This is a genomic window from Burkholderia cepacia ATCC 25416, assembly GCF_001411495.1.
In the GTDB taxonomy this organism is placed as follows: domain Bacteria; phylum Pseudomonadota; class Gammaproteobacteria; order Burkholderiales; family Burkholderiaceae; genus Burkholderia; species Burkholderia cepacia.
Genome location: NZ_CP012982.1, coordinates 2,374,894 through 2,399,947, shown reverse-complemented (window position 1 = coordinate 2,399,947; position 25,054 = coordinate 2,374,894). Strand labels below are relative to the sequence as shown.

Sequence of the window (25,054 nt, the reverse complement as noted above, 5' to 3'; positions counted from 1 at the left end):
AGTTGCGCCGCGTAACGCCGCACGATTCGCAATCGAATAATTCAGGATTTCCCGAAGGAAACGTGTCCGATATAAACCGCATCGGTCACACGATTGTATTGACTCTGTAAGATTATTTATTCCGGAATATCGACGGAATTTCTCTAAAAAATAAGCATCCGGGTGTAAGGTGTTCAGGCCTTCATTTTTTTCATTTCTGCCCGGTCACCTTGTTTCACCACACGCAGGTTCCGTATGCATAGTCGGCGTAACCGGTCGTATACCCCGTATACAACGCGGCAGCTTATCGAGCGACCGGCTTTTCCCTACGATGTCGGCCGGAAACCGCATTGCTCCCGACATTGATTGACCCCCATTAATACTCAATCAAGAAAAAACATTCGAACTGGCCATCATGATGAGTGAATCGCCAATCCAAACGCATCGCTTTCACAGTAATGACCCGGATGAGGTTTCCGATTTTCTCGTGGCGACCTATACGGAGAACCGCTTTCGTGCATGTCACGCCAGCAATCGGGACGTCACTGTCAGTGGCCAGCAATGGAACGGGCTCGCGGTTTACGATGGCAATTTCGAAATACCGTTTCATTTTCAGTCGGGCGGCCCCCGCCCCAACTATCTCTTCTCGTCGTGCATCAACGGCGGATCGACTTACTCGAGCGGGAATTCGGTCGCGCAATGCGCCATCGGCGATGTGATGCCTGTTTCGTCCGCGAGCGACGCAACGTGCCTGTCACGACCCGAGGGGCTGCACCACATTGCCGTGATCCTCGATGTCACCGAGGTCAACGAGTTTGTCGGACACTGGCTCGGCCACCCGCTCGACGAACTCATCCAGTTCGACCTGTCGCCGCTGGCCAAAGATCTCGCCACGCAATGGAACGCGTCCGCGGATTGCCTGCGTCGAATGATGCTGATGTCGCCATCCCCTGATATCGCGATACGCTCGCTGTACGAGCACATGCTCAAGCTCGTCGTGACCGGCCACAAGAACAACTACAGCGACGTCGTCCTGAGCGATCGCCACGCGCCGGAACACCTCGCGCGTACCGCGGTTGCGACGATCGAAGCCGACCCGACACGCTGGGCAACGCTCAGTACGGTTGCCTATGCGCTGGGATGTGCCACGAACACGCTGGAAAACGGCATCCGGCGCCTGACCGGCAAACATTCGAGGGACATCATCCTCGACGCACGTCTTCGCGCCGTTCACCGCGCGCTGGCCGTCGATATCGGCACCGGTTTTGTCGGCGTGCTGCGTGCATACGGCTTTGCGCCGTCGTTGCGCTTCGTTCGCCTGTACCACCGGCGATTCGGAGAGCCACCGAGCGCAACGTACCGTCGAAATCCGAGCGCTCAGGACGTCAGTCGAAACATCCGCGAGCGTCCGGACATCCTCTATGAAACGTCCATCAATCGCTGGATCGATGCCTCGCTCGGCAAATCGATCAGCCTTGCCGACATCGCCCGATACACCGGCCTGAGCGAGCACGCGACAATCGCGGCGTTCAAGGAGCGATTCTCACGTACACCGATGCAGTACGTGATCGAACGCCGCCTGGAACGCGCACGCTGGCTGCTGTGCCATACGTCGACGAGCATCCTGTCGATCGCGCTCGATTGCGGGTTCGGCAGCCAGAGCTATCTGACGACGCAGATCAAGCGGTACTACGGCGTCACGCCGCGTCAACTTCGACTGTCGGGTCACGTACCGGCAGGCGACGACGACAGCCGATAAATCGCATCGCACCGCCGTCACGGCACCACGTCATTCGAACATCGCGAGTCGCGCGCATTTCGGCGGAATCCTTATGTTTTTTCCCAGGCGTGGCCGGAGCGCAATCCGTATGCCGCATCATTGCGCGGTGCCCGCGTCCTGCGCACGCCATGCACGTCGCTGTTGCGACAGCCGGCTTGCGGCAACCCCTGCTGCCTTCCACCACGCGAACGGACGCGGATCGGCCAGCATGCTCAGTGCACGCGCATAGTCGAGCGCGAGGCCCGGCGTCCACGCCATCGTCACCGCACGCTTGCGAATCTGCGCGGCAACCCACAGTTCGGGCGTGACGAGCACTCGCAGAAAACTGCCCCACCCCGTACTGCCGCCGTGCAGTCGGCCCACCGCACCGTCGATCGCCGCCTCGAGCGCATAGGCAACGGTGCTCGAGCAGTTACGGTGAGTGAGGTTGTACGTCGTATCGATCCGGTAACGCTCCCAGAACGCGCGCAACTTCGCCGGATCGTAATTGCGGATCCGCACGCGTATCGTGGAAGGACACCACGCGCGCGACTCCGTTGCATAGTCCGGTTGAAACGTGCCGGGCACGTCGTTTTCGCGCGTTGCGCGCAGGATACGGCCGAACTCCGATGGCGAACGGTCGATTTCGGCGGCGGGATACAGGCTGATGTAGATTCCCTCGGGCGACTCGAGCGCCGCATGCCCGGTCGAAATGTTGCCGTTGACGTCGACCGCGGCGATGTAGCGGTCGACCACCGGATGATGCTGTGCCGGCGCCTTCGACGAACCCGTCGGCGTCCACACATGCACGGTCAGCGCACGCTCGTGATCGGCCGGCGGGCCGTCCCATTCGGTTCGATCGAACGGGCTCGTGCGTGCCTCCGATGCGACGTCGGGAAACAATGCAGACCAGCGTGACACGCTGAATGCCGGATTGCGTTCGAGACGCCGCACGCGGGCCGCCAGCGCCAGCATGTTCGTGCCGCCGAAGATCAGGAACAGGCCAAGGCAGTACGGCAACGTGCCCACGTAGTGGGTCGGGTACGGTTGAAAGAAAAACACGGCGATCAGGATCTCCACTGCCCCCCAACCGAGTGCGATCCTCCAGCGACGATACCGGACGATCCACGCGGATACGCACTGCAGTGCCCCGTCGACCAGGAACAACGCGCCGAAAATCATCGACAGGATCAGGTTGCCGTGATGGTGTCCGGCAAAGATCAGCATCGACGCGGCCACGACCGCGACTCCCTTCACGTAGCGCAATGCGCGTTGCCCGCCGACGCCGGTCCATGCGACGGCCAGCGTCGCCCCCCCTTCGAGCAGGCACAACCACGCAAAGAGCGTGACCGGAAAGTGCATTGCGCCGTCGAGCGCATCGACGAACACGACGAGCCCCGCGATGACCCATACGATGCCGATCCAGACAATTCCTTTCGCGCGCTTGCGAAGATAGTCCACGCCCAGCAACAGCATGACCAGTCTCACCATGTTCCGCTCCCTCGTCGTCGCCGGCCGGTGGCCAGGCATGGGTTCATTTGTTCCGTGCGAGCGGTAGCGATGCGCGGATCGCCGCCGAGAAATCGCCATCGATCATCGCGCCGGGAGCGCGCTGAATCAGGCTTGCCGACTTCAGCGCATCGAACGGTATGGAATCGTCGAGCAGGCCGAGCTCATGTCCGTATCGGTCCGCATAACCACTCAGCAACACCTTCCAGCTGTATCCGACGTCAGGGGCAACCGATCTGACGTGGTGCAAAATATTCGTCGTGCAATTGTTGAGCAACGTGTTGTAGAACTCCGGATGGCGTTCGAGCGCATGTACGCGCCGCAGGTAATCCTCAAACAATGCACGTGCGGTCTCGGACGCGACGCGCGCACGGAACAAGTACACGCGTTCCCGGCGCACATCGGTGCGAACGCCGATCAAATCCCGCTCGTCGGCAACGACGTATACGAGGTCGTACAGCGGCAAGAAACCCTTGTACGGCGAGTAGCGCTGCCCGTGCCGCCGGCGCGTCTCGATCGAGATCGCGATATAACGGCCGCCGCTCAGGCCGAAACTCAGGAACGCGTGGGCAATCGCTTCGTTGGTCCAGCGCGACACGACAAGGTCGACCGTCATCACCGATTCGAGCGCGAACGTTGCGTCGTAGTACGCCGGCATGCAGTCGTCGCGTGTGCGATATCTGAAGTTCCGCACATCGCGTACGGTGACCTGCGCCCCACCCCATTCGATCCGGGCGGCACGCGCGTACTCCGGCGCCCACACGGCCGGCGCGCGCGCAACGCGCAGCAGCGACGACAGCGGACTCATTCCCGTTCCGTCACGGCAACCGGCCGCGGTAACCCGCCGCCGCTCCCGGAAAACGCCACATGAGTGCGCAGGCCCACTGAAAACGGCACGAATGGGCGGAAAGTCGTCGTCGAACCAGTCATGTCAATACGATCGATATACGGTCGCCCCCATCCTTCCCGATAGCCGAAACCGCGCCTCGCCTTGAACGACTCATCCGCACATCACGATGTGGCGTTCGATTCAGCCCTCAATGATCGATACCCAGGCGGCCCATTTTATGCCGTCACCCGACGAAGGAATTTCGTTAAATATTCTCGATTTTTTGAAAAATTCCGATCGATCGCGGCTGAACAATCAGGCCGTGCGCCACGAGCATGACGAAGTTTCGCCGGGGAGACTCCCGGCGTCTCCTGCAGTACGACAAGCCGTTCCCCCGTCACTCCGACGACAATTCCACTGCCCCGACAGAATCGGATCATTCATGCACAAGGCCATTCGTGGATGTCAAACGGCGCGACGCTCGGCGGAACATTGCATCGAGACCGACGAGGCCTCCGGATTTCGAGCCTCCCGCGATATCGTTGATGAGTTGGCTCACGACATCGCGTGGCTCTTCCTCAACGGCAGGTTCGACCTTGCCGTCAGCTTCGCATTTCTGAAGCGACTGGTTCGACTGGCAAACCTTGATCTATCGCTTTTTGCGTGGGACATATTTGATGCCTTTGCATGCGGCGCATATCGCACCGATGCGTATCCGTCCGACCTTGATCCTGCCGTTCATCACACGCTACCGCGACTGCGAGCAATCCTGAGTATGCGTCGCGGCACCTTTTCCGCGATTTATATCGATTCCAGTTCAAAACGCAGTGCGGTGCAAAGGGGGGAGAAACCCAGGCGAATACCCGGACCAGACGATCATCCCCAGCGAACGAATCACGTTCTCACGGATGCCGATGGAATCGGCGGCCCACACGTTGGCCTCTCGACGTGCCCCGTGCAGCCTGCCGGCTCTCGGTGACGGAGCATTCCCGGCCTGCACCGGAAACACATTCCGGCACCCGCCGCCGTCACTCCGCTACTGCACATACTGCTCGTTACCCGTCAGCCCGATCTTCGTCGCGCCTACGCGTTGCGCCGACGCCAGTACCGCGGCGTCACGCCAGCGCATCATCCCCCTTCACCGCATACGCCGACTCGCGCCGCTTCAGCCGCATCGCGATCAGCGCCGCGAGCACCGCCAGCGCGGCGCCCGTGAGAAACCCGCCCGTATAACCGACCTTCGCGGTGAGCGACAGAATCGTCGACGACGCGATCAGCTCGCCGAGGTCGCGCGTACTCTGCACGGCCGTGACGTCGGTGCCGGCCTGGTCGCTGCCGCCCGCGAAGCGCATGCCGGCCGTCATGATCGACACCGACGTGATCCCGGTCGCCAGCGAACCGAGTACCGTGCACAGCCATGCCCACGACGGCGACACCGGCAGCCACCCGCCCGCCTGCGCGAACCACAGCAGCGCGGCCGCGCCCGCACAGCTCACGCCGGCCGTGAACGCACGCCACAACCCGAGCCGCCTCACGAGCCACGCACCGCCGCCGCAACCGAGCACGACCGTCACGATGCCGCCGGCCATGCCGAGCTTGCCGATCGCGTCGAGCGTCCAGCCCGCGTCGTTGAGGAACAGCTTCGACAGGCCGAAACCCGATACGGCCGTCATCGCCGACAGCAGCGCAAGCGACAGCAGCGACCACGAGCGCGGCCGCTTCGCGAAACGGACGAGGCTCGCATCATGCTCGGGCTTCGCGCGCGCACGATCCGCATCGCGCGGCAACACCCACAGCACGCAAACCAGGCTCGCGAGCGGCACGGCCGCCAGCGCGAGAAACGCGGCCCGCTGGCCGAACAGGCCGATCAGCGTCAACGTGCCGGCGCCGCCGCCGAAGAAGCCGATCATCACGCCCGCGATCTGGATCGCGTTGATCTTCGCGAGCGTGTCGCCGCTGAAGTGCTCGGCGGCCATCCCGTCGTTCGCGATGTCCTGGGTCGCGCTCGCAAGCGACGCGACGGCCAGCAGGCCGACCGCCCATCCGGCCGTCGCGACCGTCATCCCGATCTGCGCGAGGCTGCCGAGGCAGAGCACCACGAGCGTCTGCATCGGCAGCATCCAGCTGCGCCGCCGGCCGATGCGCGGCGACCAGCGGTTGTCGACGACGGGCGCCCACAGGAACTTCACGACCCACGGCAAACCGACGAGCGGCAGGAACGCCAGTGCATGAAGCGGTGCGCCGTCGTGGCGCAGCAGGGTCGGCATCGCATCCATCGCGATGCCGATCGGGATTCCCTGTGACAGGTAAAGCAGCGTGATCGTGATGACCAGGCGGCGATGTTCGAGCAGATCGCGCATCGAAGTCTCCAGTTGCATGAAATTAAAAAGGTTCGGCGCCGGCCGGCACACGCGCGGGCCGTATCGCATCGAGGCGCGGACGGCGCGCGGCACGCAGCAGCAATGCACCGAACGCGACGAGGGCCGCGTCGATCGGCCAGTACACGGGTTCGCCCGCGCCGAGCAGCGCGATCGCGCAATGCGTCGCCCCTGCCAGCCCGTAAGCGGCGCCGGCCGCACGCATCAGCGTGCGCAGCCAGGCCGCGCGATCGGCAACGCAGGCCGCGAGCGCGAGCGCGCCACCCCACACGGCCCAGAACAGCATCGCGAGCACATGGTCGACGTGCACGCCGGCGGGCAACGCACGCCCCGCGAGCAGCAGGACGCCGCCCGCCAGCACCAGCCCGCCGCAGGCGCCGACGGCGACCGCGGCCAGCACGTTCGCCGAGCGGTCGTGCTGCGCCCGCCGCCGCTCGATCCACAGATGCAGCCCCGTCGCGCAGAGCGCGCACGCCGCGAGTCCCATCAGGAAATGCAGCACGCGCAGCACGCCGCCCATCGCACCGACCCAGCCGTATTGCGCGAAATGCAGCGGCTGCACCGCGATGAACGCGCGCAACCAGAAGCCTCGGCCGCGCGACGTGGCGTCCGCGAGCCATTGCCCGTCCACCGCGCGATACAGGTGGCGCTCGAACAGCGCCGTGCTCGGCAGGCCGGCGGTCGTCCCGGCAATCTCGACACGCGCGTTCACGTCGCCCCACCGATGCAACACGACGGCTTCGCGCCGGAAATCCGGCGTGCGCGCCGCATCGCGCCGCAGCAGCGCCTCGAGATCGGGCGCGCGTTGCCACGCGCCGCCGGCGGCAGTCGGCGGCGGCCCGCCGAGCAGCTCGGCGAACGCGCGCTGCGGCTGCCCCGGATACGCTACGCCCGCAAGCGACACCGTGCCGAGCGCGCCCAGCCCCGACAACGCGCCGGTGAACGCGAACAGCACGAGCCACGGCGAGCCCCACAGGCCGATCCACGCGTGCAGGTCGAACAGCGCGGCGCGCAACCCGCTGCCGCGCCGGATGCGCGCGGCAGCAGGCCAGCGCCGGTGATGCACGACCAGGCCCGCGACGATGAGCACGAGCAGCACGATCCCCCACAGGCTGACGAAGATCCGCCCGGGAAAGCCCGCGAACAGCGTCTTGTGCAGCGTGACGAGCAACGCCGCGCGTCCGCCGTCGGCCAGCCGCTCGCCCGTCGCCGGGTCGAGCGCCAGCGTGCAGGCCTGGCGCGCGTCGCAGAAACGGATCGCCGGATCGTCCGGTTGCGGCAGCACGATGCGCGCATCGCGCAACGGCACGCCGAGCGCCGCCGCGCGCGCGACGAGCGTATCGAGCGGCAGCGCCGGCCGCGCGACGGCGACCGGCGGCGCGCGCCACCAGCCCTGCATCGAATCGGTCGCGAGACTCCACGTGCCGCTGAACAGCACGACGAACAGCACCACGCCGAACAGCGCACCGGCGCCGCGATGCAGCGCGCGCCAGCGCGAACGCGATGAAGCGTCCATGTCAGCGCCCTCCCCAGAACATCGCGCACGGCACGAGCACCGCGAGCCACAGGCAGGCGCGCCACGCGGCCTGCCGCCGCCCGGGCGCGACGAGCACCCACAGCAGCGCGGCGACACCCGCGGCCAGCGACAGCAGCACCGCCGCGTAGAGCCGGTTCAGGCCGTCGGCCGGGTAATGACGGGCCAGCGTGACCGCCAGCGCGACCGCGCCCGGCAGCACGCCTGCGATCGCGAGCGCCGCCCGCGTCCCCCAGCCGCCCGCCATCAGAACTGCCCGCGCACGGTCAGCATCACGTTGCGCGGTTCCCCGTAGCGGTTGTTCCAGCCCGGCTGGCTCAGGCTCAGGTAGTACTTGCGGTCGAACAGGTTGTTCACGTTGACGGCCGCGCTCCAGTGCTTGTCGTAGCGATAGCCGAGCCGCACGCTGGCGAGCGCGTAGCCGCCCTGGCTCATCGTGACGCCGTTCGCCTGCGCCGAGTAATTGCTCTGCACCTGCACGCCGCCGCCGACGCTCCAGCGCCGTTCCTGCCACGGCAGGTCGTAGTTGGTCCACAGCCGGAACAGGTGGCGCGGGTTCAGCAGCGGCGCGAACGTGCCCGCGTTCGCGAGGTTGTCCGCATAGCGCATCGTGTCGTACGTATAGCTCGCCCACACGCTCCACCACGGCGTGATGCGGCCGTTCGCCTCGAACTCGAAGCCCTGGCTGCGCACGCTGCCGCCGTTCACGTAGTAGCAGTTCGGCCCGGCACATGGATGCGCGAGATCGACCTGCGGATTGTTGTCGAGATCGATGCGGAACGCCGCGAGCGACACGTTCAGCTTGCCGCCCGCCAGTTCGCCCTTCACGCCCGTCTCGTAGGTGCGCCCCTTCACCGGCGTCAAGATGCCGCCGCCCCACATCGACTTGGTTTGCGGCTGAAACACTTCCGCATAGCTCGCGTACCACGACCAGTCGCGCGCGAAATCCCAGATCAGCCCGCCGTACGGTGTGAACTGGTGGCCTGTGTTGTAGTGCGCGCCGAGGCTGTCCTGGTTCCACCAGCTCATCCGGCCGCCGAGCACGAGCGTGACGGGTTCCGCGAGCTTGATGCGGCCGAGGCCGTACACGCCCTTCTGCGACACGTCGTTCTGCTGCGACTGCTGGTACGGGCCGACGCCCGGCTCGGGCATGCTGCTCGGGTTCCAGCGGTAGACGTTCACCGGCATGCCGGCCACGTTGCCGAGCAGCTGCGCCGACATCTGCCCGCTGCTGCTGTTCGCGTAGGTCACGCCGAACAGCAGGTCGTGCGTCAGCCCGAACGCATGCACCGGGCCCTGCACGTTCGCATCGATGCTGCGGCTGTAGCTGCTGAACCGGTACGCGCCGCCCGTCAGCGCGCCGCCCGCACCGGTCGCCGGATCGATCGCGCCGTACGAGCCCGCGTATTTCAGGTCGGAGCGCACGCTCTGGTATTCGCCGCTGACCTTCGCCTTCCAGCCGGCGCCGAGCTTCTGCTCGACCGACGCGAACGCGCGCGTCGTGTCCCAGTCGAAGTGGCCCCACGCGGTGTCGAGGAACGTCGAGCGCGACAGGCCGAGGCTCGACCCGTCGCGCGCCATCGGCACGCCGGACATGTCGGGCACCGAGCGCGTCGTCTGGTACTGCGCGCCGAACGTGAGCAGCGTGTCGCGCGTCACGTCGACTTCCGTGATGCCGTAGATCGAGCGCGTGTCCTGTTTCGCGTGGTCGTAGAAGAAATGACGATCCTCGTATGCGGCGACGAGCCGGCTGCGCACGGTGCCGGCCGCATTGAGCGGGCCGCCGATGTCGGCTTCCGCGCGGTAGCGGTCCCAGCTGCCGACGCTCACGCTCGCGTTCGCGGAGAACTGGTACTGTGGCCGCTTGCGCACGAGGTTGACCGTCGCGGCCGGGTTGCCCGAGCCGTGCAGCAGGCCGTTCGCGCCGCGCAGGATCTCCACGCGTTCGTACACGGAGATGTCCTGCGGCGCGCTCGCCATGTCGCCGATCACCACCGGCACGCCGTCGAATTCGAACGAATCGACCTTGAAGCCGCGCACGAAATACGCGGTGGTGAGCAGCACGTACGGCTGCACGGTCACGCCCGCCGATTGCTGCATCACCTCGTCGAGCGAATACAGGTTCTGCTGGTCGATCCGTTCGCGCGTCGTCACGCTGACCGACTGCGGAATCTCCCGCAACGCCAGCGGCATCTTGCCGACCGTCGCCACGGCCGGATCGTCGGCCACGCCGCGCGACCCGGTCACGGAAATCGCCTTCAGCTCGCCCGCGGCAGGCTTCACGGCGGTCGTTTCCTCCTTCCGGACTTCCGCGCCGGCCGCCGGCGCCGCATCGGCGAACGCCGCCGCCGGATGCGCGGCGATCAGCAGGCCGAGATACAGCGACGGGCGCCAGCGCCCTCGCCCCGAACGGGCGACGCGCGCGCCCTTCGTCATCGATCTCCCAGGTTCCAGCACCTCGTACCGCATTCACGCCCCCGTATTTGATAATCATTCTCATTATCAAATAGAACCGGCAAGCCATTTTTCGATCGAGGGGCTTTTCCTATCGATTCCGGGCACGCCGGCCCGCATTGTTCACGTCAGTGTTCGGATTCGGCCGGCCGGGCTTCCGCGATCGTTTCGGCCGGTGCGAGGCCGTCGGGCAGCTGCCCGGCACGGGCGAAAGTCGCGTACCACGCGTCCGCCTGGACAAGCTGCGCGTGCGTGCCGGTCGCCCGTACGCGGCCCGCATCGAGCACGACGATCGTGTCGGCGGCCGCCGCGAGCGCCGGCTGGTGCGTGACGACGATGCGCGTGCGCTGCCCGCGCAGCGCGACGAGGCTGTCGCGCACGCGCCGCGCACTCGATTCGTCGAGGCTCGCGGTCGGCTCGTCGAACATCAGCACCGGCGCACGCGACAGCAGCGCGCGCGCCAGGCACGCCCGCTGGCGCTGCCCGCCCGACAGCAACTGGCCGCCCGGCCCCACGTCGGATTCGAGCCCGTCCGGCAAGCGCTCGGCGTCGTGCAGCAGGCCGACCGCGTCGAGCGCGTCGCGCAGTTCGGCATCGGTCGCATCCGGGCGGCCCATCCGCACGTTCCACGCGAGGCTGCCGCGAAACAGCCCGTTGTCCTGGAACACGAGGTTGCGCGTCGCCGCGAGCGTCGCCTCGCTCAGGTGCCGCACATCGGCGCGGCCGAGCAGCACGCGCCCGGCGCCCGGATCGTCGAGCCGCGCGAGCAGGCCGAGCAGCGTGCTCTTGCCGGCGCCCGTGGGGCCGACGATCGCGACGAAGCCGCCCGCCGGGCAATGCAGGTCGACGCCGTCCAGCAGCGTCGCGCCGGCGGGCGAACGGTAGCCGACGCGCACCGCGTCGACACTCGCGTCGTGTACCGGCGTGCCGCGGTCGGGGCTGTCGAAACGCGGCGCATGCAGCACCGCGAGCACGGTGTCGAGCGCGCGCCAGGCGCCGCGCAGCGCCTGGTCGAGCTGCGTGAGCTGCGCGAGCGGTTCGATGAAACGCACGAGCAGCACGAGCACCGCCACGGCCGTCGCGGCATCGAGCCGGCCCGCCGAGACGGCCCATGCGCCGCCGGCCAGCATCGCGACGAACACGCCCTGCACCGCGCCCGCGAAGCCGAGTTCGATCGGCAGCGAGCGGCGCATCAGCGCGCGCGTGCGGCGATGCTGCGCGTCGAACGCGTGCATCAGCGCCGCGCGCGCGTCGCCTTCCCGGCCCGCGAAGCGCAGCAGCCCCTGATGCGCGGCGAAGGTCTGAAGCTGCACGGCCATGTCGCGATCGCCGGACGCGCGCGCCTGCTCGAACGCAAGGGTGCGCGTGCCGCCGCGCTCGAGCAGTGCGAACAGCAACACGGCGGCTGCCGCGAGGCACAGCGCGATGCGCCAGTCGATCCACGCGAGCCCGGCGACGACCGCAAGCGGCGTCACGACCGCGCCGATCAGCGGCCCGAGCAGGTGCGCCGGAATCCCCATCGCCTGCATGACCGGCCCGCGCAGCAGCCCGGCCGGATGACTGTCGCGCACGGTCTGCCACGACGCGATACGCGGCAGGTGCCGCACGAGGCGTTCGACGAGACCGGCCGCGAGCGCGCCGCCCGCGCGATAGCCGCCGCGCTGCGCGACGTACAGCACGAATGCATGGCACAACGTCAGCGCACCGAGCACGATCGTCCAGTGCAACACGGCCCCCTGCGCGCCAGCGAACCACGCGCGGATCAACGGCACGAGCAGCAATCCGCAAGCGCCGTCGAGCAACGCGGCCGCCACCGCCCAGCCAACCCCGCGCCACAGCGCGCGGCGTGTGCCGGATGGCAGGCACTGCAAACGTTTGAGCGATTTCACCATCATGCGGCCTCCCCGTCCGCGGCACCGCGTTCGCGCCACAGCCGCGCATACAGCCCGCACGCGGCCAGCAGCGCCGCATGCGTGCCGCGCTCGACGATGCGGCCGCGATCCATCACGAGAATCTGGTCCGCCTGCCGGATCGCGTCGAGATCGTGGCTGACGATCACGCGCGTGCGCGCGTCGCCGCGCAGCGCATTGCGCAATGCACGCGCGGTTTGTGGATCGAGTGCCGACGCCGGTTCGTCGAGCAGCAACAGCGGCGCCGTCGACAGCAGCGCACGCGCAATCGCCAGCCGCTGCAGTTCGCCGCCGGACAGCCGCACGTCGCGCCCGCACACGCAACCGTAGCCGCCCGGCAACGCGTCGATCCGTTCGTCGAGACAGGCCGCGCGCGCGGCCGCGCGAATCGCGTCGTGATCGGCATCGGGCCGGTAAAGCGCGATGTTCGCGGCGATCGACACGTCGAGCGCGGCGGCCTGCTGGAACACCATCGCCACCTGCTCGCGCCGCGTGTCCGGCGCGAGCAGCCGCAGGTCGGCGCCGCCGAGCCGCACCGTGCCGCGGTCGGGATCCATGAAGCGCGCGAGCAGCATCAGCAGCGTGCTCTTGCCCGCACCCGACGGCCCGACGATCGCGGTGGTCGTGCCCGCCGCGACCGCCGCGTCGATGTCGCGCAGGATCGGCGTGCCGTCGATGTCGACGCTCACGCCGCGCAGCTCGATCGACGCATCGCGCGGCACCTGCGCCGCGCCATCGGCCGGCTCGGGCAGGCCCGGCTGCGCGAGCAACGCATCGAGGCGCGCAGCGGCCGCGCGCGCCTCACGCAACGCGTCGGCACCGTGGCCGAGCGCCCGCACCGGCGCGGCAACCGCCCAGATCAGCAGCGCGAACGCACACAGTTCGCCGACCGGCAGGCGGCCGGCCGTGAGCCACGTCGCGCCGAACACGACCCACGCGAGCAGGAACGGCGTGCCGAGCAGCACCTGCGTGCAGGCACCGGGCCCGCCGACGCGGCCGACCCACGCCGAAAACGCCTGGTCGAAGCGCCCGGTCGACGCGAGCACGGCCGCCTCGATGCCGGCGCCCGGATACTGCCGCACGAGCGCCGGGTTCTGCGCGAGCTGCGCGTAATCGCCCATCAGCTGTTCGAGTGCCGCGTTGCGCGCCGCGACGGCCGGTACGAACCGCGCCGAGCGCATCCAGCGGAACAGCGCGGCGCCCGCGACGAGCGGGACCAGCGCAAAGGCGAGCAGCCCGGGATTCAGGTAAAGCAGGCACGCCAGCGCCGCGCACGGCACGACGACGAGTTGCGTGACGTCGGCCGGCGCGTGCGCGACGAGCTGGTGCAGCGCGCGCACGTCCTGGTCGACGTGACGCGCGACGCGGTCGCTGCCTGCTCGCGCGAACCAGCCGAGCGGCAAGCGTTGCAGATGATCGGCGAGCCGCCTGCGCAAGCGGTCGGCGAGATCGGCGTCGACACGGTGGGTCAGGTGCAGCGCGACCGTCTGGCCGCCCAGCCAGCACACGCCGGCCACCACGGCCGCGACGAGCCAGCCGCGCGCCGTCGCGTCGAGCTGTGCCGTCGCGCGCCATGCGTCGGCGATACGGCCGAGCGCGAGCCACGGCACGAGCGACGCGACACCCGCCAGCGCCTGCAGCACGACCGCCGCCGCAAGCGGCGCCGCGAACGGCCGCAACATCGAAAGCAACGGCCCCTTCATGCGGCACGCTCCAGCAGCATGCCGAGCGTGGCCGCGCACGCGTCGCCCGGCGGCTGCTCCGGAAAACCGAGCTGCATCGTCAGTTGCTGCCAGACGCGCGTCACGTCGATGCTGCGCTGGTTGCACGCGTGCAACCCTTCGCCCGACACGAGCCGGTCGACCGCGCGCACGGCCGCCTGCGGCCAGCTGCGGGCATGAATCGCGCCCCACGTATCGCGCGCATCGTCGCAGATCTGGATGCTCGGCATGTCGTCGCCCGCCGCGTCGCCGAAAATCGGGAACAGCCCGTCGTCGTCCGTCGCCGGTTCGCGCAGCGCGGGCGCCCACCACAGCGGGCCATGCGGCGACGCGAGCGTCCACGTGCCGGCGTCCGTCGTCAGCGTGATGCTGAACAGCATGCTCATCCGGCCGTCGTCGGCCGCCGCCATCTCGTTGTGCACGCGCAGCGAGACCGGCGTTTCGGCGAGCACCATCGCGCATTCGCGCATCGACGACAGTGCCGGCCCGACCGGCTCGACCGACCACGGGCCTACACCCTGCAGCGCGGCGGCGAGCACGTCGAGCGCCGCGTAACTGGCCTGCACCGAGCACACGACATCCGCATGCACGGGCGCACTCGTTTCACGCAACCGTCGCGCGACGGCGATGAAGCGGGAGACGACCGGCAGGTTCGGATAGAAACTGTTGAGCAGGCAGCGCCGGCCATGACGCGACGCGGTGCGCAGCACGCGGTCCCATTCGTCGGGCAGCAGCGGATGCTCGATCACGACGTCGATCCCGCGCTCGAGCAGCCGGCACGCGAGCGCGGCCCCGTCGGCGCCGCGCGCCGCGCCGCCGACCGCGACGCACGCAGCGCGCACGTCGTCGGGCAACGCTTCCGGACGGTCGAACACGGGCGCACCGACGCGCGCGGCCAGCGCAGCGGTACGCGCGCTGCCTTGCCCCAGGATGCCTGCGACGCGATACGTGCCGGACGCGGCGAGGCCCGCCGCATAGAACTGGCCGAAGCGGGAGCCGGCCACGACGACCGGCAGCGGATGAGCCTTCATTGCGCCTCCTTCAGGCGGGTGTCGACGAACGCGGCGTTCAGGCAGTCGAAATGACCGCCGGGGATGTCGACGGACGTGATGCCGCCGAGCGCCTGCGCCGTCCAGTATTCGGTGAGCGCCGCGCGCTGTTGCGGAATCAGCGGGTTGCAGCGCTCCGGCACGAACAGCCGCAGCGCACCCGCGTACGGCGCGTCGCCCGCCCAGTGGCTCGCCTGCACCGAATGCATGAAGAGCCGGTACAGCCGTTCGCGCTCGTCGAGCAGCGGGTGCGCGACCTCGTCCTGCATCGACAATCCGGCGGCCGCGCGCAGCACGCGGCGGCGCAACGTGTCGAGCGGCTCGCAGCGGTCGCCGAAAATCTCCAGCTGGGCCTGCAGGCTGCCGGGCGCGAGACGCGCGGGGTCGGCCTTCAATGCGTCGGCGAGTGCGTCGGCCAGCACGTACGTTTCCGGAAACCCGAGCGCGTCGAGCGGCAGCCCGAGCGTCGCCGCGAAGTTGAACAGCACGAGCCGCTCGTCTTCGATCAGGTACGGAATCCGGTAGCTCGACACGATGTCGAGCGTGCGCACCTCGACGCCGAGCTGCACCAGCGACTTCGCCATTTCGAGCGCGACCAGCCCGCCCGAGCAGTAGCCGAGCACGTCGACCTCGCGCACGCCGGTGCGCCACAGCGCATCCGCATAACGCCGGCCGAGCGTCGCGTTCAGGTGGCGCGCCGGCAGGTCGAGATAGTCCTGCGCGTCGCGCACCGCGAAGCCGAGCACCGGGCCGAGCCGCGCGAGCGCCGGCATGACCGGACGATACGCATGCACGGTGCCGAGCCCTTCATGCACGATCACGCGCGGCACGCCGTCGCCGGGTGCGAGCGTGATCGGCCGCACGCCGGCACGCACGCGCGGCGCCGGCGCATGGACGACCGCCGAAACGTGCGCGCTGCGCGGAGCGGCCGGCGCAACCGGCGATGCGCTGCCCGACGGCCGCGCATCCGCGTCGCGCAGGCATTGCGCGAACGCGGCGGGCGTCGGTTGCGCGAGCACCCAGCGCAGCAACCGGTCGAACGGATGCGCGTGCGCGAGCGGTTCCTCGCCGCGCAGCCGCGACACGAGTTGCGCGATCAGCAGCGAATCGCCGCCCGCGGCGAAGAAGTCCTGATCGGGCGTGACGTTGCGCGTATCGAGCACGGCTTCCCACAAGCCGATCAGCCGCGCCAGCAGCGGATCGGCGGCGGCCTGCGCGTGAGCCGGCCGGGCGGCCGCCGGCTCCGGTTCGCGGATGTCGGCGATGCCGGCCAGCGTGCGGCGATCGATCTTGCCGTTCGCGGTCACGGGCAGGCGGTCGAGCACGCGCAATTGCGACGGCACCATGTAGCCCGGCACGCGCTCCGCGACGCATGCCAGCAGCGCGTCCGGCGCGATGCGCGCCGCACCGCGCTTCACGTGCGCGAGCAGGATGTCGTAGCCGAGTGCGTCGAGCGGCGTGCCGGGTGCCACGCAACCGAGCGCGCGATCGCCGCCCGCCTCTTGCAGCCATTCGAGCCACTGCGCGCGCGGCACGAACAGACGCGCCGATTCGACGCGCGCGTCGTGCGGCGTTTCCATCATCAACCCCTGGCTGATGCTGATCTCCGGATGCTCGGTCGTCAGTTCCTGGATCACCCACCACGCATCGGCCGCCGACAGCGCGCGCAATCCGGCAACCAGCGCGACCGTGTCGCGTGCATTGTTCAGCGCGCCGGAGCTGATCGTGATGTCGATCGAATGCGGCGCAATACCCTGCGCGTCGAGCGCCGCGTTCATGTCGAACCGCTCGAACCGCATCCACGGATACGCGGCGAAGCGCTCGCGTGCCGCCGCGAGGAAATAGCTCGACACGTCGCTGAACAGGTAGTCGATCCGCACGCCCGCTTCGACCAGCGGCGCGAGCGCGTCGACGATCGCCCGCGTCGCCGCGGCCGTGCCCGCGCCGATCTCGAGGATGCGCCACGGGCGCTGCGGCTCGCGCGCGACGATCGCACGCACCGCCTGTGCCATTCCGTCGTGCAGGGCCCGCGCATGTTCGCCGTCGCTGTACATCGCGTCGGCGATATGCGATGCGCCTTCCGGGAACATCAGGCCGGCGGGCGACACGGTGCCGTCCACCTGTACGTCGATGCATCCCGCGCTGTCGCGGAAGTAGTCGACGAGGACGGCCGGCCACAGATCGGGCGACGCATCCTGCGCAAACGCGTCCCAGCAGGCATGCGCATCGGCATGGCCGGCATCGGGCCGCCTGCGCCAGCCGCCTTCGGCATCCGCGTGCAGCACGCCATGCCGGTCGAGCATCGCGAGCCAGTGACGCAGCAGATGCTGTCGCGCCGCCGGCACGCGCAACCGTTCGCACAACGTCGCGAAGTCCGTCGCCTGCTCCTCGGTCAGCGCCCCTGCCGGCACGATCCACGCTGCCAGCGATGCAACGCAGGCCGCTTCGAGTCGGGCAACCGACCGCGCCACGTCCGCGTGCGCGGGCCAGCGCGCGGCATCGAACGCCGTGCGCACGTGCGCCGCGATCTCGTGCAGCGCGTCGTCCTGCTGCGGCGGCTCCGCGCCGTGCAGCGACACGAAGCTCGCGAGCCGGCGCTCCGTGCCGTCGCCGAGCACGATCGTCGCGGCCGCGCCGACGAGCGGATGCGCGGTCAGCGCCGCATCGATCTCGGCCAGCTCGATCCGGTAGCCGCGGATCTTCACCTGATCGTCCTGCCGCCCGAGGAATTCGAGCGAACCGTCGGCGCGCACGCGGCCGAGATCGCCGGTGCGGTAGAGTCGCCGCCCGTCGCCATGACGGATGAAGCGTTCCGCCGTTCGCACGGGATCGTTCGCGTAACCCGTCGCCAGCCCGACACCGCCGATATGGATCTCGCCGCGCACGCCCGGCGGGCATGACCGGCCGAGCGCGTCGAGCACCTCCATCGTCTGCCCGGTCAGCGCGCGGCCGTAAGGAATGCTGGCCAGCTGCGTGTCCGCCGGACGGATCGGATGCTCGATCGACCAGATCGATGCCTCGGTCGCGCCGCCGAGGCTGAACAGCGCGCTGTCGGGCCAGCGCCGCCACCAGCGGGTGGGCAGCGTCACCGGAATCCAGTCGCCCGACCACAGGACGCGGCGCGGGCCCGGCACATCGAGCGCCGGTTCGCCTTCGACGTAATCGATCAGCATCTGCCCTTGCGCGGGAACCGAATTCCACAGCGTCACGCGATGGCGCGCCATCAGCGCGGCCCAATGCGACGGATCGTTGCCGCGCGCCGGATCGGGCAGCACGATGCACGCGCCGCGTGCGGTCGCGCCGAAGAAGTCGTAGACGGACAGGTCGAAGCTCAACTCGGCCAGGCCGAGCACCACGTCGCCGTCGCCGACTTCATGGCGCGCGCTGATGTCGGCCAGCGTGTTGCAGACGGCCGCGTGGCTCAGCATCACGCCCTTGGGCTCGCCGGTGGAGCCCGACGTATAGATCACGTACGCGAGTGCGTCGCCGGGAATGTCGCGCGCGGCGCGCGGCGGCCATTGCGGATCGACCGGCACTGCATCGACATCGATGCGCACGCACCCGTCGTGTTCGAACTCGAGCGCCTGCACGCTGACAACCGCACGCACCCGCGCATTGCGCAGGATCGCCTGTTGCCGCAGCGCCGGCTGGCGGCTGTCGACCGGCACGTACGCGGCGCCCGCCTGGACGATCGCGAGCACGGCCACGAGCTGGTGCGCGCATTTCGGCATCAGCACCGCGACGGTATCGCCCGCGGCGACGCCGGCCTGTTCGAGCGCCGACCGCAGCGCCGCCGCGTGCTGCGCGACGTCGCGATACGTGCGCGCCCCCTGCGCATCGATCACCACCGGCGCGTCGGGCGTACGCAACGCCTGCGCGGCGAAGCCGGCCGCGATGTGCGTATCCGCATCCGGATGGATCCCGGCGGCGGGCGCAGCGGACGGCAGCACGATGTCGCCCGCGCGCGACCACCACGCCGCGTCGGCGGCGAGCCGGCCCAGCAGGGCGACGTACGCGTCGAACATCGCCGCGGGCATCCCGTCCGGAAACAGGTCGTCGCGCACGTCCCAGCCGATTTCCAGGCCGCCGAACTGATCGGTCACCTGGCAGTCGAGCCACACCTGCGGCGTCTGGCTGATCATGTAGCGCGGCGGCTCGGCGCGGGCCGCGTGCTCGCCGAGCAGCCGGCCGACACTGCCGATGCCGCTCGTGAACACCACCGGCATCAGCGCCGCATCCTTGCCGCGCCGTCGCGCGAGTTCGCGCATCACGTCGACACCGGTAAACGCACGATGGTCGAGGTCGTCGAACATCCGCGCGCCGATCGTGCGGGCGCGCTCGACAAAATCGCGCCCGTGCGTCACGTCGACCGCGAGCAGGCTCAGCGCGGTGAAATCGCCGAGCACCGCGTCGATGCGCGGATGCACGGGCGGCCGGTTCAGCACCGTCAGGTTCAGGCAGAACGCGGGCGACTGGCTCCAGCGGCCGACGACTTCGGCGAACGCGGCCAGCGCGACACTCGCCGCGCTCAAGCCGAAGCGGCTCGCGTGGCCGCTCAGCGCGGCCCATTGCGCACGATCGAGCCGCGCATGCCGGTGCGTGAAGCGCGGCCGTGCGCCGGACGGCATCGCGGGCACCACCGGCAGATCGGGGCGCGGCGGCAGATCGTCGATGCGCGCAAGCCACCACGCCTTGTCGCGCGCATGTTCCGCGCGCGTGCCGGCATGGGCTTCATTGACGACGTAGTCGCGGAACGTCGCGTCGAGCGCCTCGGGCTGCCACTGCGGGTCGTCGTAGCGGCGCCGCCATTCGGCGAGCAGCAATTGCAGGCTCGCGTAGTCGATCAGCGTGAAATCGACCGACAGGTGCAGCACCGCACCGTCCGGCCCGAGGCTCACTTCCGGCTGCAGCACCGGCCAGCGGTCGAGCGCGTGCACCGCATGGTCGAGACGCTCGCGCACGCGCTTCACGTGCGCGTCGAACGCGTTCGCGTCGGCATCGCGCAGGTCGTGCACTGTGAGCGGCTGCCACGGCACGTCGGGCAGCACGCGTTGCCATGCGTTGTCCTCGACGATCGCGCGCAGCATCGGATGCCGCGCGACGCACGCGTTCCACGCCGCCTCGAAGCGCACGCAGTCGAGATTCGCGGGCTCGCCATATTCGACGTACAGATGGCACGCATTGCCGCCGAACTCGAACGATTCGTGGCGGCCGAGCACGTACGCGGCCTGCACCGGCGTCAGTGCGAACCGCTCGTGCCGGCGCACCGGATCGCAGCGCCATGCGCCGTCCTGCAGGAAGCGGACGAACGCGTCGCGTTCGGCCTTGATGCGCGCGGCGAGGTCCGCATCGAGCGCACCGGCCGGCGCGCGATAGCGCAACTGGCCGCCGTCGTCGCACCACAGTTCGATCCGGCGTTCGCGGCAAAGATCGAGCACGTCATCGAAGCTCACAGCACGCCCTCCTCGATCGTCGCAACCGGCGTGTCGCCGTCGGCCTGCGAGGCTTGCAGGGCCGGCGCGGCCGGTGCGGCCTCGTCGAGCTGCGCGGCGAGACCCGCGAGCGTCGGCTGCCGGTAGAACGCCGCCATCCCGACCCGCACGCCGAGCCGCTCGCGCAGTTGCGCGAGCAGGCGCGTCGCGAGCAGGCTGTCGCCGCCGAGCGCGAAGAACGTCGCGTCGCGCGCGTTCGCCGGGCGGCCGAGCGCGTGCTCCCAGCATGCGAGCAGCGTCGCCTGCCGTTCGTCGGCCGGCACGAATGCATCGTGGGCGGCAGGTGCGTCGCCGAGCGCGCGCGCGAGCGCCTCGCCCACCGCCCGCCGGTCGATCTTGCCGTTCGCGTTGAGCGGCCAGCGCGCGATGCACCACAGCGCATCGGGGCGCATCGCGTCGGGCAAGCGGTCGCGCAGCCAGTCGGCCAGCGCCGCTTGCGCGGCCGGTTCGCCGGTACGGCGCGCGTCGATGCACGCGAATGCGTTCGAACGCCAGCTTCGGGAGTCGAGCGCAAAACCGCACGCATGCGCGGCGGCGGCGATCGCATCGGGCGTGAACGGCCGCGGCAACGACGCATCACCCGCCACGCTCGCGACGAGTTCACGCAACGGCGAGTCGCGCAGCACGTCGGCGAACAGCAGGCGGCCATCCTGCGCCAGCAACGCTGCCGCGATCCGGAACGTATCGCGCGGATCGTCGCGCAGATGCGCGGCCGCGAAACTGATCACGCAATCGAATTCGCCGAGATGCCGCGCGGGCAACAAGCCGTCCTGCATCGCCTGAAGCGCGGGCCTCGTAAGGGTGAAGCGTGCCTGTGCGGTGTGCAGCAGCCCCGGCGACACGTCAAACAGCGTCACATCGAAACGTGGATCGTCGAGCACACCGAGGCCCGCTTCGAACCATTGCCCGGCGCGGGCGTCGACCACCGCGACCCGCAGCAGCCCCGTGCGTGCAGCGGCCTGTGCCTCCAGCGCGCCGGCAAACTCGCGCAGCGCGCGCGCGCCGTCCGGCAAACGCGTCGCGAACGCAAGCGGTGCCACGCATGGGTCCAGCGGCACGCGCTGCGCGGCGGTATCCGGATCGGCTGCGAGCGCGCGCAGCGACGCCGTCAGATCGTCGAGATCGGTTGCATACCAGTCGAGCCGATCGAGCGCACCGTCGATGGAGATCGACGCATCGCTTTTCGCGTGCCGGTGCGCACGCAACGACGGCGGCAAGCCCGCGCCGCCATCGAGCAGCCGATCGGCGACGGCGCGCGCAACGGCCGCTTCCGCCTCAACCGTATCGGCCAGGTCGGCCTCCGCGAGCGACGACGGCGCTGCATCGGCAACGCAAGCGGCACCGCAATCGGCCGGCACGAACGCGGCGACGATGCGCGCAACTTCGCCATTCACGACGCTCGCGCACGCACCGTCGATCTGCGGATGCGCGGCCAGCGCGGCCTCGATCTCGCCCAGTTCGATCCGGTGCCCGCGCACCTTCACCTGGCGATCCTCGCGCCCCAGGAATTCGAGCGTGCCGTCGGGCCAGTAGCGGCCACGGTCGCCCGTGCGGTACCAGCGGCCCGACGCGTGCTGCACGAAGCGCTGCGCGGTCAGCTCGGGATCGTTGCGGTAGCCGCGCGCGAGACTGTCGCCGCCGATCAGCAGTTCGCCCGGCACGTAATCCGGCACATCGCGGCCGTCGGTATCGACGACGCGATAGGCCTGCCCCGGCAACGGCCGGCCATACGGAATCGAACGCCAGTGCGGCGGCACGTCGCGCACCGTCTGCACGTTCGACCAGATGCCGGCCTCGGTCGCGCCGCCGAGCGCATGGAACGCACATGCGTCGCCGCATCGTTCGCGCAGGCGCGCCGGCAGGTCGAGCGCGATCCAGTCGCCGGACAGCAGCGCCGCGCGCACGCTGCGGCATGCGTCGGCCGCGGCGGGCACCGCCAGCGCCATTTCGAGCAGCGCGGGCGCCGAATTCCACAGCGTCACGCGATGCTGCGCGATCAGGTCGATCCAGCGCGCCGCGTCGCGCGCGTCGTCCTGGGTCGGCAGCACGAGCTCGGCGCCGGCACCGAGCACGCCGAACAGGTCGTACACCGACAGGTCGAAATCGAGCGCCGATACCGCGAGCAGCCGGTCTTGCGCACGCACGCCGAGTAGTGCATCGATTGCGTCGATCGTGTTGAGCGCCGCCGCGTGCGTCATCTCGACACCCTTCGGCACGCCCGTCGAACCGGACGTGTAGATCACGTACGCGGTGGCCTGCGGCGCCACCGCGAGCGGCGCGGCCAGCGGCGCATGTTTCATCAGCGATGCAACATCGAAGCGCGGCAGCGGCGCATCCGCGTGCGCCGTATCGCCGATCGCGGCCTTCACGCCGGCCGCGCGTTCGATCAGTGCCTTGCGCGCGGCCGGCTGCGCAATGTCGAGCGGCACGTAACACGCGCCGGCGGCCAGTACGCCGAACACCGCGGCCACCTGTTCCGGCCCGCGCGGCAGACTGATCTCGACGGCATCGCCGTGACCGATGCCGGCGGCACGCAGGCCACCCGCGATCGCCAGCGCCTGCGCGGCCAGTTCGCCGCGCGTCACCACGCGCTCGGCGCACCGCAATGCGACGGCCGCCGGCTCGCGCGCGGCCGATGCAAAGAAGTCGGCATGCAGCGTGCGCGGCCGCGCGGGAGCGGGCACCGCGTTGAGCGCATCGCGCACGCGTCGCTGCGCGGACGGCAGTTCGACCGCGATCGGCAGCCGCCAGTCGCGATCGCACAGCGCCTGCACGAGCGCGACATACGCGCCGAACATCGCATCGACCATCCCGTCGGGAAACAGGCCGTCGACGCTGTCCCATGCGAGCAACGCGCCGTCCGGCACGCGATAGAGCTGGTGATCGAGCCACACCTGCGGCGTCTGCGAAATCATGTCGTGCAGATCGCCGAACACGCGCGCGAATGCGTCGGGCACGAACGGCGCGTCGCCGAGATTGCACGAGAACACGACGGGCGCCGCGCGCGGCGCGCCCTGCCTGCGTGCATCGCGCAGCACGTCGAGCGCCGGATACGCAGCCTGCGCGATCGCGCCGTGCAGCCGCTGCTGGAACGCGCGTACCGTGTCGGCCGCGCTCGCGTCGGCGCGCATGTCGCATTCGACGAGCAGCAGCGTCGTGAAATCGGCGATCACGCGGCCGAGATCGGGCGCATCGCCGTGCCGGTCGAACAGCGGCACGTTGAGCAGGAACGCCTGCCGGCCGCTCCAGCGCGCGAGCACCGCGGCGAACGCCGCACCGAACACCGACGACAGCGTGACGCCATGCTGCGCGGCCCGCGCCTGCAGGCGCGTCAGTTCGGCCGTGCTCAGCGTATGCGTGACGCGGCTGAAACGCGGCGCGCGGATCGTTTCCGGCGCACGGGCGAGCGGCAGCGCCGGCCCTTCCGGCAGTGTCGCGAGCCGCGCCTGCCATGCATCGCGCGCCGCGGCCCGCGCATCGCGCGTATCGGCCGCGCGACGCGCGAGCCAGGTCGGAAACCACGTCGACGGCGCGTCGGGCAACGCCGACGGCTCGGCATACGCGGCACCGATCTCCTGCATCAGCAGCCGCACGCTGTCCACGTCGGCCGCGAGCAGGTCCACGCTCAGCCACACGCGATCCTCGCCGCCGGGCATCTGCGCGAGGCCCATCATGAAGACCTGCGCGTGCTCGACGTCGAGACATTCGTGCGACCGGAACGCGCGCAGCGACACCCATTCGGTTTCCGCTTCGGCGGGCGTCCGGTCGCGCCAGTCCGCATGCGCGAACACCGGCGCCTCGGGTGCCGCGACGATCTGCTGGCGGCCGCCGGCAAAGCGCGCACGCAGCATCGGATGGCGTTCGCGCACGAGTCGGCACGCCGCATCGAGACGAACGGGATCGATCGCGCGGCTGCGAAACTCGAGGAATGCGTGGCAGCTCACGTTGCCGAGCACTTCACCGTCGCCGCGGCCAAGCCAGTACGCCTGCTGCACCGCGGACAAGTCGAACGGCGCATGCACGTCGACATCGACCGCCTCGGCGGCCTCGGCGGCTTCGACGTCGGGCGCCGCGGATGCGCCGCGCGGCGCATTCGCGAGCAGCTCGGCCCACGCGCCGAGCGTCGGCGTACGCGCGAGCGCGTCGAACGTCAGCGCGTAGCCGAGCCGGTTCACGCGCGTCTGCAGATACATCAGCCGGATCGAATCGAGGCCGCAGCTCAGCAGGTCCTCGTCATCGTCGAGCGACGCGATTTCGTCGACGGGCTCGTCGAGCAGCGCCGCGATCATCGCGACGAGCTGCGAGCGAAAGGCAATGGGAGAAAAACAGGAAGGATCGGAATGATCGATGGTTGAATCGACAGCGGTCTGGCTCATGGGCACGCCTTGTATGGGTCGTTCGATGGCGGATCCGCGCGGCGGCGGCCACCCGTGAATGAGA

The 25,054-nt window shown here is 69.4% G+C and carries 13 protein-coding genes and 1 pseudogene; 2 read left to right on the top strand and 12 right to left on the bottom strand.

From position 1 onward, the window contains the following. The first annotated feature begins 394 nt into the window (after nt 1-394). Entirely contained in the window at nt 395-1,738 is a 1,344-nt protein-coding gene (locus APZ15_RS27965) for a helix-turn-helix transcriptional regulator (protein WP_027789644.1), read from the top strand. Nucleotides 1,739-1,855: 117 nt separating this feature from the next. Here APZ15_RS27965 and APZ15_RS27960 read toward each other — a convergent pair whose 3' ends face one another. Then, nucleotides 1,856-3,229: an HdeD family acid-resistance protein gene (locus tag APZ15_RS27960; protein WP_027789645.1), complete on the bottom strand. Its 1,374-nt coding sequence runs from the start codon at nt 3,227-3,229 to the stop codon at nt 1,856-1,858. Nucleotides 3,230-3,272: 43 nt separating this feature from the next. Next, a complete protein-coding gene (locus APZ15_RS27955; RefSeq protein ID WP_226153346.1) occupies nt 3,273-3,905 on the bottom strand; it encodes an Lnb N-terminal periplasmic domain-containing protein in 633 nt (210 codons plus the stop codon). A 382-nt stretch (nt 3,906-4,287) separates the two neighbouring features. On the opposite strand from APZ15_RS27955, the gene APZ15_RS41290 reads away from it, so the two are divergent. Next, complete coding sequence (locus APZ15_RS41290) at nt 4,288-5,055, top strand: hypothetical protein (protein WP_138143364.1); 768 nt, start codon at nt 4,288-4,290, stop codon at nt 5,053-5,055. A gap of 57 nt (nt 5,056-5,112) precedes the next feature. Here APZ15_RS41290 and APZ15_RS42315 read toward each other — a convergent pair. From APZ15_RS42315 to APZ15_RS27910, 10 genes and pseudogenes are all read right to left on the bottom strand, one after another. Next, nucleotides 5,113-5,190, bottom strand: a pseudogene (locus APZ15_RS42315) (biopolymer transporter ExbD); the annotation flags it as partial. Nucleotide 5,191: 1 nt separating this feature from the next. After that, nucleotides 5,192-6,436, bottom strand: coding sequence for an MFS transporter (locus tag APZ15_RS27950; RefSeq protein WP_027789646.1), 1,245 nt, complete (start codon nt 6,434-6,436; stop codon nt 5,192-5,194). 22 nt (nt 6,437-6,458) lie between these two features. After that, a complete protein-coding gene (locus APZ15_RS27945) occupies nt 6,459-7,970 on the bottom strand; it encodes a PepSY-associated TM helix domain-containing protein (RefSeq protein WP_027789647.1) in 1,512 nt (503 codons plus the stop codon). Nucleotide 7,971: 1 nt separating this feature from the next. Continuing rightward, nucleotides 7,972-8,235 (bottom strand): hypothetical protein, encoded by a 264-nt coding sequence (locus tag APZ15_RS27940; protein WP_027789648.1) that lies wholly within the window; start codon nt 8,233-8,235, stop codon nt 7,972-7,974. After that, nucleotides 8,235-10,457, bottom strand: coding sequence for a TonB-dependent siderophore receptor (locus APZ15_RS27935; RefSeq protein ID WP_034195971.1), 2,223 nt, complete (start codon nt 10,455-10,457; stop codon nt 8,235-8,237). Before APZ15_RS27935 ends, APZ15_RS27940 begins: the two co-directional genes overlap by 1 nt. 113 nt (nt 10,458-10,570) lie before the next feature. Continuing rightward, nucleotides 10,571-12,334: an ABC transporter ATP-binding protein gene (locus tag APZ15_RS27930; protein WP_027789650.1), complete on the bottom strand. Its 1,764-nt coding sequence runs from the start codon at nt 12,332-12,334 to the stop codon at nt 10,571-10,573. Then, nucleotides 12,334-14,055, bottom strand: coding sequence for an ABC transporter ATP-binding protein (locus tag APZ15_RS27925; RefSeq protein ID WP_027789651.1), 1,722 nt, complete (start codon nt 14,053-14,055; stop codon nt 12,334-12,336). The genes APZ15_RS27930 and APZ15_RS27925 overlap by 1 nt, the downstream gene beginning before the upstream one ends. Beyond that, entirely contained in the window at nt 14,052-15,104 is a 1,053-nt protein-coding gene (locus APZ15_RS27920; protein WP_027789652.1) for a Gfo/Idh/MocA family oxidoreductase, read from the bottom strand. Before APZ15_RS27920 ends, APZ15_RS27925 begins: the two co-directional genes overlap by 4 nt. Continuing rightward, a complete protein-coding gene (locus APZ15_RS27915) occupies nt 15,101-20,575 on the bottom strand; it encodes a non-ribosomal peptide synthetase (RefSeq protein ID WP_027789653.1) in 5,475 nt (1,824 codons plus the stop codon). Before APZ15_RS27915 ends, APZ15_RS27920 begins: the two co-directional genes overlap by 4 nt. Continuing rightward, complete coding sequence (locus tag APZ15_RS27910; RefSeq protein ID WP_027789654.1) at nt 20,572-24,990, bottom strand: non-ribosomal peptide synthetase; 4,419 nt, start codon at nt 24,988-24,990, stop codon at nt 20,572-20,574. Before APZ15_RS27910 ends, APZ15_RS27915 begins: the two co-directional genes overlap by 4 nt. Nucleotides 24,991-25,054 lie beyond the last annotated feature (64 nt).